Annotated in this window: 9 protein-coding genes, 7 tRNA genes and 1 pseudogene; 3 read left to right on the top strand and 14 right to left on the bottom strand. The window is 51.7% G+C overall.

Annotated features, from left to right (window positions below; all coding sequences use genetic code 11):
- Window positions 1-2: 2 nt before the first annotated feature.
- The 4 genes from corC to miaB form a co-directional block, all read right to left on the bottom strand.
- The gene (gene corC / locus ACWWJF_RS26845; RefSeq protein ID WP_455871415.1) at window positions 3-881 is read right to left on the bottom strand and encodes a CNNM family magnesium/cobalt transport protein CorC; all 879 of its coding nucleotides are present in this window, start codon (window positions 879-881) and stop codon (window positions 3-5) included.
- A 285-nt stretch (window positions 882-1,166) separates the two neighbouring features.
- Complete coding sequence (ybeY, locus tag ACWWJF_RS26840; protein ID WP_455871414.1) at window positions 1,167-1,634, bottom strand: rRNA maturation RNase YbeY; 468 nt, start codon at window positions 1,632-1,634, stop codon at window positions 1,167-1,169.
- An 8-nt stretch (window positions 1,635-1,642) separates the two neighbouring features.
- Window positions 1,643-2,713, bottom strand: coding sequence for a PhoH family protein (locus tag ACWWJF_RS26835; protein ID WP_455871413.1), 1,071 nt, complete (start codon window positions 2,711-2,713; stop codon window positions 1,643-1,645).
- Window positions 2,714-3,064: 351 nt separating this feature from the next.
- Entirely contained in the window at window positions 3,065-4,489 is a 1,425-nt protein-coding gene (miaB, locus tag ACWWJF_RS26830; RefSeq protein ID WP_438815206.1) for a tRNA (N6-isopentenyl adenosine(37)-C2)-methylthiotransferase MiaB, read from the bottom strand.
- A 321-nt stretch (window positions 4,490-4,810) separates the two neighbouring features.
- Here miaB and ACWWJF_RS26825 point away from each other — a divergent pair.
- The 3 genes and pseudogenes from ACWWJF_RS26825 to ACWWJF_RS26815 all read left to right on the top strand — a co-directional run bounded on the left by ACWWJF_RS26825 (window position 4,811) and on the right by ACWWJF_RS26815 (window position 7,759).
- Window positions 4,811-6,142 (top strand): annotated as a pseudogene (locus tag ACWWJF_RS26825) (IS4 family transposase).
- A 29-nt stretch (window positions 6,143-6,171) separates the two neighbouring features.
- Window positions 6,172-7,353 (top strand): 3-demethoxyubiquinol 3-hydroxylase, encoded by a 1,182-nt coding sequence (gene ubiF / locus ACWWJF_RS26820; protein WP_455871412.1) that lies wholly within the window; start codon window positions 6,172-6,174, stop codon window positions 7,351-7,353.
- 76 nt (window positions 7,354-7,429) lie between these two features.
- Window positions 7,430-7,759: an SMR family transporter gene (locus ACWWJF_RS26815; RefSeq protein WP_455871411.1), complete on the top strand. Its 330-nt coding sequence runs from the start codon at window positions 7,430-7,432 to the stop codon at window positions 7,757-7,759.
- Window positions 7,760-8,119: 360 nt separating this feature from the next.
- On the opposite strand, the gene ACWWJF_RS26810 is transcribed toward ACWWJF_RS26815, so the two are convergent.
- The 10 genes from ACWWJF_RS26810 to nagA all read right to left on the bottom strand — a co-directional run bounded on the left by ACWWJF_RS26810 (window position 8,120) and on the right by nagA (window position 13,616).
- A tRNA-Gln gene (locus tag ACWWJF_RS26810) sits at window positions 8,120-8,194 on the bottom strand.
- A 6-nt stretch (window positions 8,195-8,200) separates the two neighbouring features.
- Window positions 8,201-8,277: transfer RNA gene (locus tag ACWWJF_RS26805), tRNA-Met, on the bottom strand.
- 68 nt (window positions 8,278-8,345) lie between these two features.
- Window positions 8,346-8,420: transfer RNA gene (locus tag ACWWJF_RS26800), tRNA-Gln, on the bottom strand.
- Window positions 8,421-8,460: 40 nt separating this feature from the next.
- Window positions 8,461-8,545, bottom strand: a tRNA-Leu gene (locus ACWWJF_RS26795).
- Window positions 8,546-8,697: 152 nt separating this feature from the next.
- Window positions 8,698-8,772 (bottom strand) — tRNA-Gln (locus ACWWJF_RS26790).
- A 40-nt stretch (window positions 8,773-8,812) separates the two neighbouring features.
- A tRNA-Leu gene (locus tag ACWWJF_RS26785) sits at window positions 8,813-8,897 on the bottom strand.
- Between the two features lie 9 nt (window positions 8,898-8,906).
- Window positions 8,907-8,980, bottom strand: a tRNA-Met gene (locus tag ACWWJF_RS26780).
- A gap of 244 nt (window positions 8,981-9,224) precedes the next feature.
- Window positions 9,225-10,886 carry an asparagine synthase B gene (gene asnB, locus ACWWJF_RS26775; protein ID WP_455871410.1) on the bottom strand — a complete coding sequence of 554 codons (1,662 nt, stop codon included), beginning with the start codon at window positions 10,884-10,886 and terminating at the stop codon, window positions 9,225-9,227.
- A 280-nt stretch (window positions 10,887-11,166) separates the two neighbouring features.
- The gene (gene nagC, locus ACWWJF_RS26770; protein ID WP_455871409.1) at window positions 11,167-12,390 is read right to left on the bottom strand and encodes a DNA-binding transcriptional regulator NagC; all 1,224 of its coding nucleotides are present in this window, start codon (window positions 12,388-12,390) and stop codon (window positions 11,167-11,169) included.
- Between the two features lie 77 nt (window positions 12,391-12,467).
- Window positions 12,468-13,616 (bottom strand): N-acetylglucosamine-6-phosphate deacetylase, encoded by a 1,149-nt coding sequence (nagA, locus tag ACWWJF_RS26765; protein WP_455871408.1) that lies wholly within the window; start codon window positions 13,614-13,616, stop codon window positions 12,468-12,470.
- Window positions 13,617-13,862: the final 246 nt, after the last annotated feature.

Here is a 13,862-nt window from a genome sequence, read left to right as displayed (position 1 = left end):
AATTAAGGTTCCAGTGTTGGTTGAGGCGCTTCGTCAGGGATTCTGACATGAGTCTGAATAATACGTCGGCTGTCCGCCATGGCAACTTTGAACAGGTAACCGTTGATGTCGATGGTTTCACCACGCGCAGGCAGATGGCCGAAGGCTTGCATCACTAGTCCGCCGATGGTGTCCACTTCTTCATCGCTGAACTGGGTGCCAAACACCTCGTTGAAATCTTCAATCAGTGTTAGCGCGCGCACGGTATAAGTGTGTCGGTTCAGTTGACGGATATCGCGATCTTCTTCTTCGTCGTACTCATCTTCAATTTCGCCAACGATCAGCTCGAGAATATCTTCGATGGTGACCAGCCCAGATACACCGCCAAACTCATCGATGACGATAGCCATGTGATAACGCAGCGAACGGAACTCGTGCAGCATGCGGTCCACGCGTTTGCTTTCCGGCACCACGACTGCAGGACGAAGCACCTGCTCCATGCTGAACGGCTCGGCATCGCTGCGCATAAACGGCAGCAGATCCTTGGCCATCAGGATGCCTTCAATGTGGTCCTTGTCTTCACTGATCACCGGAAAACGCGAGTGCGCTGATTCGATAATCACATCCAGACACTCTTCCAGCGTTTGGTTGTGCTTCAGTGTGATCATCTGCGAACGGGGTATCATGATATCCCGCACGCGCTGTTCCCCGATATCCATTACCCCTTCGAGCATGTCGCGGGTGTCTGGATCGATCAGATCGTTTTGTTCGGAATCACGGATAAAGGCGAGGAGGTCACTGCGATCCTTGGGTTCACCATGAAAAAGCTGGTTAAGGATCAGTGAGAAGAATCCTTTCTTGGGACTGGGGCTATCGCTGTTTTGAGAATGGTCGTCGCTCATGGCGTTCTATTTACTGTCTCTCTGGTTAGTCAATCATCATGAACCACGCAAAAGAGGCATGCGCTGTAAGATCATCAGGCGCGCGGGCGGGTTGACATAAAGGTGCACGGTGATTACCGCGCGTGGCGTTATATTTAACCATAACGCCGTTAAGCTATGATGACGAAGATGGCATCATAGCGAAAAATGCGCCATCAAAAGCAATATCAGGGTCTACGGTAATCTACTGTATTTTTCATAATAACAGAATATACCCGTCATACTTCAAGTTGCCGCCACGTGGACTTACTCTTTCTCGGACAGATAAGGGTCAGCATAGCCCATTTGTTGCATAATCTCGGTTTCCAACGCTTCCATCTCTTCTGCTTCGTCATCCTCGATGTGATCATAACCCAGCAGATGCAGACAACCGTGTATCACCATATGTGCCCAGTGGGCGTCTGCGGTTATTTGCTGTTCAATGGCTTCCTGCTCCACCACCTGGCGGCAAATAATCAGATCGCCCAATAACGGCAGCTCGACTTCCGGCGGTGCTTCAAACGGAAAGGAGAGTACGTTGGTAGGTTTGTCTTTGCCGCGATAGGTGTGATTCAGTTCGTGGCTTTCCGCTTTATCAACGATACGAATGGTCACTTCCGCTTCTGGCTGAAACTGCGGCAGTACCGCCTCCAGCCAACGCTGAAAATCCTGTTCGCTCGGCAGCCCTGCTGTATTGTTGCTGGCGATTTGTAAATCGAGAATAACCTGACTCATTGTGACTCCTACTTATCACCCACCTCTGATACCGCGGGTGCACTGGCTGCTTGTGTTTCTCGTTTGCGCTCTTCGGCCTGCGCGGCACGGCGTTTCTGGTCGGCTTCTTCCCAGGCTTCATAAGCGTTGACGATGCGTGCGACCACAGGGTGGCGCACCACATCTTCACTGTGAAAGAAGTTAAAACTGATCTCTTCCACATCGGCCAACACGTCAATCGCGTGGCGCAGCCCCGATTTGATATTGCGTGGCAGGTCAATCTGGGTGATGTCGCCGGTGATGACGGCTTTGGAGTTGAAGCCAATACGGGTCAGGAACATCTTCATCTGTTCGATCGTGGTGTTCTGGCTCTCATCGAGGATAATAAAGGCGTCATTCAGCGTGCGACCGCGCATATAGGCCAATGGCGCTACTTCAATCACGTTGCGCTCAATGAGTTTTTCCACGCGCTCAAACCCCAGCATTTCGAATAACGCATCGTAGAGTGGGCGCAGATAAGGATCGACCTTTTGGCTCAAATCGCCGGGCAGAAAGCCGAGTTTTTCTCCCGCTTCAACGGCCGGGCGCGTTAACAAAATGCGGCGGATATCCTGACGCTCGAGCGCATCCACCGCCGCAGCGACTGCCAGATAGGTTTTCCCCGTTCCCGCAGGGCCCACGCCGAAGGTAATATCATGATCGAGGATGTTGGCGATATACTGCGCCTGATTGGGGGTACGCGGCTTAATGATGCCGCGTTTGGTGCGGATGTTGATCGCCTTGCCAAAATCCGGCACGCTCTCGGCGCTTTGCTCCAGCACGCCTGATTCTTTTATTGCCAGATGAATCTGCTCGGGGTCAATATCCCCTTCCACACCACGCACGGGCGCGGTATCAAGATAAAGACGTTGCAGAATATTTGCCGCCGCTTCAATACACAGGCCTTTTCCGACCAGTTTGAATTTATTGTCTCGACGGTTGATTTCGATTCCGAGACGGCGCTCCAACTGTTTGATATTACTATCAAAGGGGCCGCACAGATTAAGCAGGCGTTTATTATCAGCAGGTTCGAGGGCAATCTCTTTTATCGTAACGTTCAAATTATTCCTCTTGGTATATCAACGCTCGTCATCATGAGTGATCAGAACAATAAGGGACGAGATGATGATTGAATTATTTATCGGTAATAGGGAAAGGTGCAAGTGGCAATATGTTCATACCCGTCATACTTCAAGTAGCAGAAGCGTTGGCGGCGTTCACTCACCCGAATCACTTACCTGGGTAAGCTCATTGGGATAAATGAATCTCATCCCTGAGATTCACCCAGCGGGCCAGCGCAAGCGCTGTTCAAAACGTAAACGTTTTGTCCTGCAACTCGAATTATTTAGGCTATATGATGGCGCGCGGCGGGCAAGTGCACGGGCGAGTGCATCGCCCGTGCGGCTTATCCATCAAGGCTGGTAGAGACCAACGCCGATATCGTTCTCTTTGCGGGTTCGTGCAATCACGGAGGCTGGAGATTCGTTGATGCGCAGACCCATCTGGTCTTCGGTTTTGACAACCACACCGCGCAGTGAATTAGGACGAACGTCGACAATTTCAACATCAACGAACTTACCAATCATATCCGGGGTGCCTTCGAAGTTAACCACACGGTTATTTTCTGTGCGACCTGACAGTTCCATCACGCTTTTGCGCGATGTACCTTCCACCAGAATGCGTTGGATGCTGCCTAACATACGGCGGCTGAACTGCATCGCTTGCTGGCTGATACGTTCTTGCAGAATATACAGGCGCTGCTTTTTCTCTTCTTCGCTGACATCATCAACCATGTCTGCGGCGGGGGTCCCCGGACGCGCAGAGTAGATAAAGCTAAAGCTCATATCAAAATTGACGTCACCAATCAGTTTCATGGTTTGTTCGAAATCTTCCTGGGTTTCACCGGGGAAGCCGATGATAAAGTCGGAACTGATATGAATATCCGGTCGTGCGCTGCGCAGTTTACGAATGATAGCTTTGTATTCCAGCGCGGTATGGCGGCGCTTCATCATGGTCAGAATACGATCGGAACCGCTCTGTACTGGCAGATGAAGGAAGCTCACCAGTTCAGGCGTATCTTCGTAGACGCTGATGATATCGTCGGTAAACTCAATCGGGTGACTGGTGATAAAACGGAGACGGTCGATACCGTCTATTGCGGCTACCAGACGCAGCAAATCGGCAAACGAGCAGATACTGCCATCAAAATTTTCACCACGATAGGCGTTGACGTTTTGACCCAACAGGTTAACTTCGCGTACCCCTTGTGCGGCCAACTGCGCAATTTCATATAAGACGTCGTCACAGGGGCGACTGACTTCTTCACCGCGCGTATAAGGCACCACGCAAAATGAGCAGTATTTGTTACACCCTTCCATGATGGAAACAAACGCCGTCGGCCCTTCGGCACGAGGTTCCGGCAGCCGGTCAAATTTTTCGACTTCCGGGAAGCTGATATCCACCACCGGGCTATGTGTGCCCTGCACGTGGTTAATCATTTCTGGCAGGCGGTGCAGCGTTTGCGGGCCAAAAATCAGATCGACATAGCTGGCGCGTTCGCGAATATGCTCGCCTTCCTGAGAAGCAACACAGCCGCCCACACCAATAATCAGATCGGGGTTGTTCTCTTTCAGCGCTCTCCAGCGGCCAAGTTGATGGAAAACTTTTTCCTGTGCCTTTTCACGGATAGAACAGGTATTCAGCAGCAGAACGTCAGCCTCTTCGGCCACCTCGGTCAGCTCATAACCGTGTGTACTTTCCAGCAGGTCAGCCATCTTGGATGAATCGTATTCATTCATCTGACAGCCCCAGGTTTTAATGTGCAGTTTCTTTGTCATCGACTTGTCATTACTCAGTGCGGGTGAAAAAGCGTATTACCAAATCATAGATGCCCGGAAATACGGACGGGGCACGTATTGTAATCTTTTGCTGCGGTTGTGACCAGAGCGCGAAATTTGTTGAGCGTTTTTTCGCAGAGTCAACGCGGTTGTCGAAAATCCAGTACACTGTGCCTATCAGTCACACAGTTTGAGTCACCTCGTTATACACAAGTCCGCAACGCCTTATATGCCAAGGGTTAGCGGGCTGAAATAGGCAGCCGGTGGGGTTGTAAATGAAGTGAAACCGACGTGTACTATCGCCATTTACGGCGCTGAAAAATGACACGGGATTCAGATGGCTGGGCACACCAAGAACTGGAAGGGGTAAATCTTGGTGACACGAGGCTCAATAAGCGTGCCAAAGGGCTTTTGATACGGCTGGCTGAGAATCCGCAAGCCAGCATTCCGCATGCGTGCCTCGGATGGTCTGAGACGCTGGGTGCTTACCGCTTCATGGAGAACCAAGCATTCGAATGGCGAGACATTCTGCAACCTCACTGGCAGCGTACGCAGGAAAGGATCCGAGAACACGAGGTTGTGCTGTGTATCCAAGACACTACCGAGCTTGACTTCAACGGGCAGCAAATCCAAGGCTTGGGTCCCTTGAACTACGAAGCCAGGCGTGGTCTGTACCTGCATCCGACCTACGCGGTCAGTCCGGATCGCGTGGGGTTGGGCGTACTGGATGCGTGGATGTGGGCAAGAGAGCCGAAGGATGCAGACGGAAAACGCGATGGGCTCAAGGAGAGTACGCGCTGGCTCGAGGGATACGAGCGAGTTGCTGAACTCGCCTCGGAGTTGCCAAACACACGTCTGGTGTACTTAGCCGATCGCGAAGCGGATATCAAGGCGTTGATGCAGCTCGCTGATGACCTTGGCACTCCGGCTGACTGGTTGATCCGCTCGACTCATAATCGCAGTCTGGACTGTAATGAGAAGCTTTGGCAGAAGGTTGGAAAGACCGTGCCGGTGGGATAAATCCAATTCGTTATGGCGGCTCGCGCGGGGCAGAAGGCGCGTACGGTGAAACAGGCGCTGCGCGTGAAGCGAGTGTCGCTGCGTTGCGGGTTGGCAGTGACTTGTGTGATAGCCAAGGAAATTGAGCCGCCAGCAGGCGTGAAGCCGGTCGAGTGGCGGTTGCTGAGCAATCGCGTACCTGAAGGACGAGAAGATATCGTGGAGCTGATCGACTGGTATCGGGCTAGATGGGAAATCGAGATGTTCTTCAATGTGCTGAAGAACGGCTGCTGTGTCGAAGCGTTACAGTTATCGACCGTGGATCGCATTGAGCGGGCATTGGCGCTGTTCATGATCGTGGCATGGCGCATCGCCTATTTAATGCGTATGGGACGAACCTGTCCAGAGCTGGACGCAATGTTGTTCTTTGATTCCGACGAGACTGATGGCGCTTACCTACTGATGAACAAGCGTATGCCCAAGGGCCGCCCTAAGCTAAACGAAGTATTGCGCTTAGTTGCGCAACTGGGAGGCTTTCTTGCTCGAAAAGGCGACGGTGAACCAGGCGCAAAAACTATCAGGAAAGGCTTGCAGAAAGTCATGACGGCCGCCGAAACGCTACGCGCGCTCAGGCACGAACAGAGATGTGTATAACGAGGTGAGTTTGAGTCGGTTTAGGCACGATGAACGGAATAAATCAACGGTATGATGCCATCGTGATCGGTGGCGGGATGGTCGGTGCCGCAGTCGCGCTCGGGCTCGCGCGCAACGGTTTTCAGGTCGCGGTGTTGGAGCAGGCCGCTCCTGCCGCCTTTATGGACGACAGTGCGCCGGATATTCGGGTTTCAGCGCTGGGATATGCGTCTGTTTCACTGTTAAAGTCGTTGGGTGCATGGTCGGGCGTTGAGCAGATGCGCTGTGCGCCTTATCGCCGGTTGGAAACCTGGGAATGGGATGATGCACGGGTTGCCTTTAGCGCCGCCGACCTGCACCTGCCCGAATTGGGATTTATGGTGGAAAACCGGGTATTGCAACTGGCATTGTGGCAATGCCTGGCTGAGCAGCAGCGGTGTGATATTCGTTGCCCCGCGCAGATACGCAGCATGGTTCGCACGCCTGCGTGCTGGCAGATCGTGCTGGATAGCGGTGAGACATTGAGTGCGCCTTTGGTGCTTGGTGCGGATGGCGCGAACTCGCGTGTGCGCCAGTGGGCGGGTATCGGCATCAATGGATGGCAGTACCGGCAATCGTGTCTGTTGATTGCCGTGGATACCCAGCAACCTCAGCAGGATTGTACCTGGCAGCAGTTTACGCCTCAGGGACCGCGTGCATTTTTACCGCTGTTTGGATCATGGGGCGCGTTGGCGTGGTATGACAGCCCGCGCCGTATTCGTCAGCTTCAATCACTGTCGTTACCACAGTTGGATAACGCAATTGCAGAAACTTTCCCCACACGTTTGGGGCCCGTGAAGTCGGTTGCCGCCGGAGCGTTCCCACTGGTGCGTCGTCATGCACAACGTTATGTGGCTGAAGGGGTTGCCTTGGTGGGGGACGCCGCCCATACCATTAATCCACTCGCAGGGCAGGGCGTGAATCTCGGCTATCGTGACGCGGACGCGTTGATTGATGTTGTGACTGGCGCGCGGGATGCAGGGGAGTGCTGGTACAGTGAAGCCGTTTTGCTGCGTTATCAGCGTCGGCGTAAGGCTGATAATTTGTTAATGCAAAATGGCATGGACCTATTTTATAACGCGTTCAGTAATCGTTTACCACCATTGACCTTTGCCCGAAACATGGCATTGCTGGCTGCTGAGCGTGCAGGACATCTTAAAACGCTGGCGCTGAAATATGCCATCGGTGTGTAACCTGTTGGTGTTAGTGTGGTGACGGTTGTCGATTTCTAAGGCGCTCGGGCGCAATTTTTTAAGGTAGCGGTTGTTTATGACGTATCTGTTTCTTTCTCTCGCCATTGCGGCGGAAGTGATCGCCACCTCGGCGCTCAAACTTTCGGATGGCTTTAGTCGTTTAATGCCCAGCATTATTACTGTGATCTTTTATGGCGTGTCGTTCTATTGCCTTTCTCTGACGATGCGCACGTTACCGACTGGCATCATTTATGCCATCTGGTCTGGGGTTGGGATTGTGCTGATTGCAACGGTGAGTTGGCTATTTTACGGACAGAAGCTCGATTTGCCTGCGATACTGGGGATGTTGCTGATTATCCTGGGCGTGATTGTGATTAACCTGTTTTCCAAGTCGGTGGCGCATTGAAACGCTATCTTTTATAGGGGAGCCGAAGTGCTCTTCGCTTGTTGATTCGCGGTTTAACGTGCTTGCTATGATCGTCTCTCTGGTGATGTTGTCATAGCCCGATGGAGAAGATAGACTCAATTCGTTAGTAACAATTGTCGCGCTGTGCTGAGGCCATCAACCTTGGTAAGCAAAAGAACCCAACTGCGCAGTTGGGTTCTTTTTTGCCTGTTTACTGTGCGTTAATGGTGTTAATCAGGACCGCTTTTTACTCTTTAGTCGTTAGTATGCGGTTGCGTTCTATTGAATAACGCATAAAAGCAAACAGGGCGACGTCTTTCGACTGTCGCCCTGTTTCTCGCTGTGTTACCAGCGTTTTTTTGGCTGGGGTACGAGGATTCGAACCTCGGAATGGTGGAATCAGAATCCACTGCCTTACCGCTTGGCGATACCCCAAAAATGTGGTGGCTACGACGGGAATCGAACCTGTGACCCCAGCATTATGAGTGCTGTGCTCTAACCAGCTGAGCTACGTAGCCAAATAGTACATCTTGGTTTTTGCTTTTCAACAAAAACCTTTAACTTCAATCACATAACGTCAATTACATGGCTGGGGTACCTGGATTCGAACCAGGGAATGCCGGTATCAAAAACCGGTGCCTTACCGCTTGGCGATACCCCAATACCCTAACATGCCTTGTTGCTTAACAACCGTGAAGGAATGGTGCGGGAGGCGAGACTTGAACTCGCACACCTTGCGGCGCCAGAACCTAAATCTGGTGCGTCTACCAATTTCGCCACTCCCGCAAGAAAAGATGGTTACGACGGGAATCGAACCTGTGACCCCAGAATTATGAGTGCTGTGCTCTAACCAGTTGAGCTACGTAGCCAAATAGTACATCTTGGTTTTTTGCTTTTCAACAAAAACTTTTAACTTCAATCACATAGCATCAATTACATGGCTGGGGTACCTGGATTCGAACCAGGGAATGCCGGTATCAAAAACCGGTGCCTTACCGCTTGGCTATACCCCAATACCCTAACATGCCTTGTTGCTTAACAACCGTGAAGGAATGGTGCGGGAGGCGAGACTTGAACTCGCACACCTTGCGGCGCCAGAACCTAAATCTGGTGCGTTTACCAATTTCGCCACTCCCGCAAGAAAAGATGGTTACGAGGGGAATCGAACCTGTGACCCCAGCATTATGAGTGCTGTGCTCTAACCAGCTGAGCTACGTAGCCATCTTTTCCACGTCACCTTCATCGGCGTTGCGGGGCGCATTATGCGTAGTTGGCAGAATTGCGTCAACACATTTTTTCCCTAAAAACGCCTGTGACGGTTCGTTTGTTTGGGTTGTGAACAGTATGATGAGAAAAGCGACAATAAAACAGGTTTTCCTGCGACAAAATGAAAAAAACGGGCCCATAAAGGGCCCGTTTTTATTCGAGTCAATCACCATAAGGCAATGTTCTATAACGGCTACGCTCAATACGCTGATTGGTGAACGCCAACAGCACGACCTGATGGATCGTCCATCTTTTTGAAGGATTCATCCCATTCGATCGCTTTTGCCGAAGAACAGGCAACAGAAGGGCCTCCAGGCACGCATTCTGCGGCACTTGGTACCGGGAACAGCTCTTCGAAGATTTCACGGTACAGGTAGCCTTCTTTGGACGTTGGCGTGTTGTACGGGAAACGGAAGTGGGCGGTTTCCAGTTGCTGGTCAGAAACCTGTTTTGCCGCCACCTCTTTCAACGTGTCGATCCAGCTATACCCCACGCCATCAGAGAACTGCTCTTTCTGACGCCAAGCGACGCTGTGTGGCAGGTAGGATTCAAAACATTCACGCAGAATGTGTTTCTCCATTTTCCCGTTTCCGCACATTTTGTCCTGAGGGTTGATGCGCATTGCTACATCCAGGAATTTTTTATCCAGGAACGGCACACGCGCTTCCACGCCCCAGGCAGACATGGCCTTGTTGGCACGCGCGCAATCGTATTGATGCAGCGCGAGCAGTTTACGTACCGTTTCTTCGTGCAGTTCTTTGGCGTTAGGCGCTTTGTGGAAGTACAGATAACCACCGAACACTTCATCAGAGCCTTCACCGGACAGCACCATTTTGATGCCCATCGCTTTGATTTTACGTGACATCAGATACATCGGGGTAGACGCACGAATGGTGGTTACGTCATAGGTTTCGATGTGATAAATCACATCGCGAATAGCATCCAGCCCTTCTTGCACGGTGAAGTGAATTTCGTGGTGCACGGTGCCCAAATGCTCGGCCACTTCTTGCGCGGCTTTCAGATCCGGCGCACCTTCCAGGCCAACGGCGAAAGAGTGCAGTTGCGGCCACCAGGCTTCGCTGCGTTCGTCGTCTTCCACGCGGCGTGCGGCAAATTTCTTGGTGATCGCGGAAATGACGGAAGAGTCCAGACCGCCAGAAAGCAGTACGCCGTAAGGCACATCGGACATCAGGTGGCTTTTCACCGATTCTTCCAACGCTTCACGCAGCGCTTCTTTGTCGGTTACGTTGTCTTTGACGGCATCGTAGTCGAACCAGTCACGACGGTAGTATTCACGAATTTCGCCGTCTTTGCTCCACAGGTAGCAGCCTGCCGGGAATTCCTTGATGGTGCGGCATACCGGCACCAGCGCTTTCATTTCCGAGGCCACGTACAGGTTGCCGTGTTCGTCGTAACCCATATACAGGGGAATAATGCCCAAATGGTCACGACCAATCAGGTAAGCGTCTTTTTCACTGTCATACAGGGCAAAAGCGAACATGCCGCGCAGGTCATCTAAGAATTCCGGCCCTTTTTCCTGGTACAGTGCCAGAATGACTTCGCAGTCAGAACCGGTCTGGAAGGCATAACGGTCGCTGTACTGCTGGCGCAATGCTTGATGGTTATAGATTTCACCGTTGACAGCCAGAATATGGGTGTGTGCCTGGTTGTAGAGCGGTTGGGCACCGGTGTTGACGTCAACGATGGAGAGACGTTCGTGAGCCAAAATCGCTTTTTCATTGGCATAAATACCAGACCAGTCCGGGCCGCGGTGGCGCATCAGTCGAGACAACTCCAGCGCTTTTTTACGCAATTCAACCGGATCGGTTTTGATATCCAACACACCAAAAATAGAACACATAAAGAACTCCCTCTTGCTCACCTGTCTGAAGTGAAATAACACGGTTAGGGCGTCAGCAACCTTGAGTGGGACAATGCCACAACGGTTCGCGTTGCCTTCTGCTGTACCAATGACAATGATTTAGCATCAAAATGCCACTTGAATTCAATATCATTTAATGAAAAAAGCCTTTGGCATGTGTTTTATTCAATGCGAAAGGCTCGTTTATGAAAAAATGATAATCAGTGTCGCTATTGAGGGCGAATTTTTGCAGATTTCATAATCCCGCAAACGTCCACTATCAAGAGGGTTCCAGTAAATGCTGTAACAGCACACCGTTAAGCATGGCACGTTTTACCAGCGCGAAAGCCCCAATGGGAGAGAGGTGGTTCAATGTGGAGACTTCAATCGGCAGGTGCTGACGAAATTCTTTCAGTACCTGGGTGTTAACGCAGCGTTGAATAGCAGGCAGCAGAATTTTCTCGGAATCGGTGATCTCGCCCGCAATCACTACCTTTTGCGGATTGAACAGGTTGATGGCGATGGCAAGCGCTTTGCCTAAATATTTACCTGCATGCTCGAGCACATCTTGTGCCAGCGTATCACCCCGGTTAGCGGCTTTGCAGATGGCGGTGATGGTGCACTCTTCGCGTGTCAGTTTGCTGCTGTAACCTTGTGACAGAAGGTGAGCGACACGTTGCTCTATCGCACCGTTGGACACCACCGTTTCCAGACAGCCAAAGTTGCCGCAGTGGCAGCGTTCGCCAAGTGGGTCGATTTGAATATGCCCGATTTCGCCCACGTTGCCGTTGCTACCGAGGAATATTTGCCCGTTGACCAAAATGCCCGCACCGGTGCCTCGGTGAACGCGGACCAGAATAGAGTCTGGGTAGTCGTGAGTTGCACCAAAATAGTGTTCAGCCAGCGTCAGGCTCCGAATATCATGGCCGACAAAGCACGTGACCTTGAAGCGCTGTTGTAGCAACTGTACTAGCGGCCAGTTATCGACACTAATATGCGGCATGTAATGCACAATTCCCGCCGAGGGATCGACCAAGCCGGGGAGCACGACCGAGATAGCGATCAGTTCCCGAATACGGCGTTGATTGATGGCGATAAAGTCGCTGATCGCGTCAAACAACGAGGCTTCCAGCATATCCTGTGTACTTTCTGTCAACGGGTAGTGGGCATCGCTAAGCGATTTACCCTGAAGATCGTAGAGCGCAATCGTGGCACCATGACGGCCCAGACGCACTGCGATCGCGTGAAAAGGCCGTGTTTCACAAATGATGGAAATGGCACGCCGTCCGCCGGTAGAGGCCTGTTGATCAACTTCTTTTATCAGCCCGCGTTCCAACAACTGACGCGTGATTTTCGTGACGCTGGCAGGGGCTAACTGACTGAATTCGGCTATCTGAATGCGGGAAATGGGGCCTTGTTGATCAATCAGACGATAGACAACGGCACTATTTAACTGCTTAACCAGATCAACATTCCCTATTTGTGCTTGTCCGCCTGTCGTCATTCTTGAACGCTCGCTTATCTTTTCGGCCTCGTTTTATATCCCCCTACCTCAGATAGCCTAAGCGTGTGCTACACGTGTTATCGCGTATAGACGCTATTGCCATTCACGAAGGTATTAAGGACGTGGTACCCATCATCAAATACTGTCAGGTTGGCGATTTTTCCACTTTCGATACTGCCTAACCGATCGTCCAGATGCATGGCGCGCGCTGGGTAAAGGCTTGCCATGCGCAGCGCTTCATCTAGCGCAATACCGACATGTTTCACGCTGTTTTTGACGGCATCGATCATTGTCAGTGCCGAACCGCTCAGCGTGCCGTTATCATCCACGCACAACCCATCACGGTAGTATATGGTTTTACCGGCAAAAGTGAACCTATCGATATCAGCACCTGCCGGGGCCGTGGCGTCAGTGACCAGCACGAGTTTCTCGCCTTTGATCCGTTTGCTGTTGCGGATATTGACCCAATCAACGTGCATGCCGTCGGCAATGATGCCGCAGTAGATCTCTGGGGCGTCATAAATAGCGCCCACCAAACCCGGCTCGCGTCCGCTAATATACGGCATGGCATTAAACAGGTGTGTGGCAAAGTGAATACCGGCAGCAAACCCGCGTTTCGCTTCCTGCCAGGTGGCATTTGAATGCCCGGCCGAAACCACAATCCCTGCCTGGCTAAGCTGTCGAATCATGGCGGGTGGCACCTTTTCCGGTGCCAGCGTGATTTGACCAATCATGTCCGCATTGGCGCAAAGATAGTCAACCAACTGTTGCTCTGGCGCACGGATCAGTCGGGCATCGTGCGTACCTTTTTTCACCACATTCAGCCACGGTCCTTCAATATGTAGGCCGAGTGCCTGATTGGCGTGTAATGCGAGATAAGCGCGCATGGTTTCAACCGCGTGCTTGATAAAGGCATCACTTGAGGTGATAAGCGTAGGGAGAAAACTGGTGCAGCCAGAGCGGTGATTGGCCTGCTGCATGGTTTCTAGCGTAGCAATGGAAATGGCATCAAGGCTGTCATTGAACTGGACGCCACCGCAGCCGTTAAGCTGTAAATCGATAAAGCCGGGGGCCACCGAGGCACCATTCAGATCGCGGCGTGGCAGGGGGGCGGGAAGATCGGATTCGGGACACACGCTTTCGATCGTGTCATCGTTGATAACGATAGCATGGTCATCCAGTATTTGGTGCCCGGTATAGATACGACAATGGGTTAACGCATACATCTTGAACTCCCGGCTTACAGATTAAAGACCGATAATGCTTTCAGCTTCCAACTTGTGGAAGTATTTCATGGTTTTTATATGAACGCATCCCGTTTGCAAGGCATCCATTATTTTGACATTGACGGGTAGGTTGCAGCTTTATATCCGGCTTTTTTGCAGCCATAAAGCTGCGAGCCCCTATGTAATCCGCTGACTCACGCCTCATTTCCTTAGCGAGCTTTAAGCTCAAAAAATCATTCAGGTTTA

Source organism: Symbiopectobacterium sp. Eva_TO, assembly GCF_053848865.1.
The sequence above is the reverse complement of the archived record's forward strand: the minus strand, read 5'-3'. Positions and strand labels throughout refer to the sequence as shown.

Bases quoted from the DNA above. Each gene is read 5' to 3' on its own strand.
- asnB (WP_455871410.1), bottom strand. From the start codon at position 10,886: ATGTGTTCTATTTTTGGTGTGTTGGATATCAAAACCGATCCGGTTGAA.
- ubiF (WP_455871412.1), top strand. From the start codon at position 6,172: ATGAACGGAATAAATCAACGGTATGATGCCATCGTGATCGGTGGCGGG.
- nagA (WP_455871408.1), bottom strand. From the start codon at position 13,616: ATGTATGCGTTAACCCATTGTCGTATCTATACCGGGCACCAAATACTG.
- ybeY (WP_455871414.1), bottom strand. From the start codon at position 1,634: ATGAGTCAGGTTATTCTCGATTTACAAATCGCCAGCAACAATACAGCA.
- miaB (WP_438815206.1), bottom strand. From the start codon at position 4,489: ATGACAAAGAAACTGCACATTAAAACCTGGGGCTGTCAGATGAATGAA.
- corC (WP_455871415.1), bottom strand. From the start codon at position 881: ATGAGCGACGACCATTCTCAAAACAGCGATAGCCCCAGTCCCAAGAAA.
- ACWWJF_RS26815 (WP_455871411.1), top strand. From the start codon at position 7,430: ATGACGTATCTGTTTCTTTCTCTCGCCATTGCGGCGGAAGTGATCGCC.
- nagC (WP_455871409.1), bottom strand. From the start codon at position 12,390: ATGACGACAGGCGGACAAGCACAAATAGGGAATGTTGATCTGGTTAAG.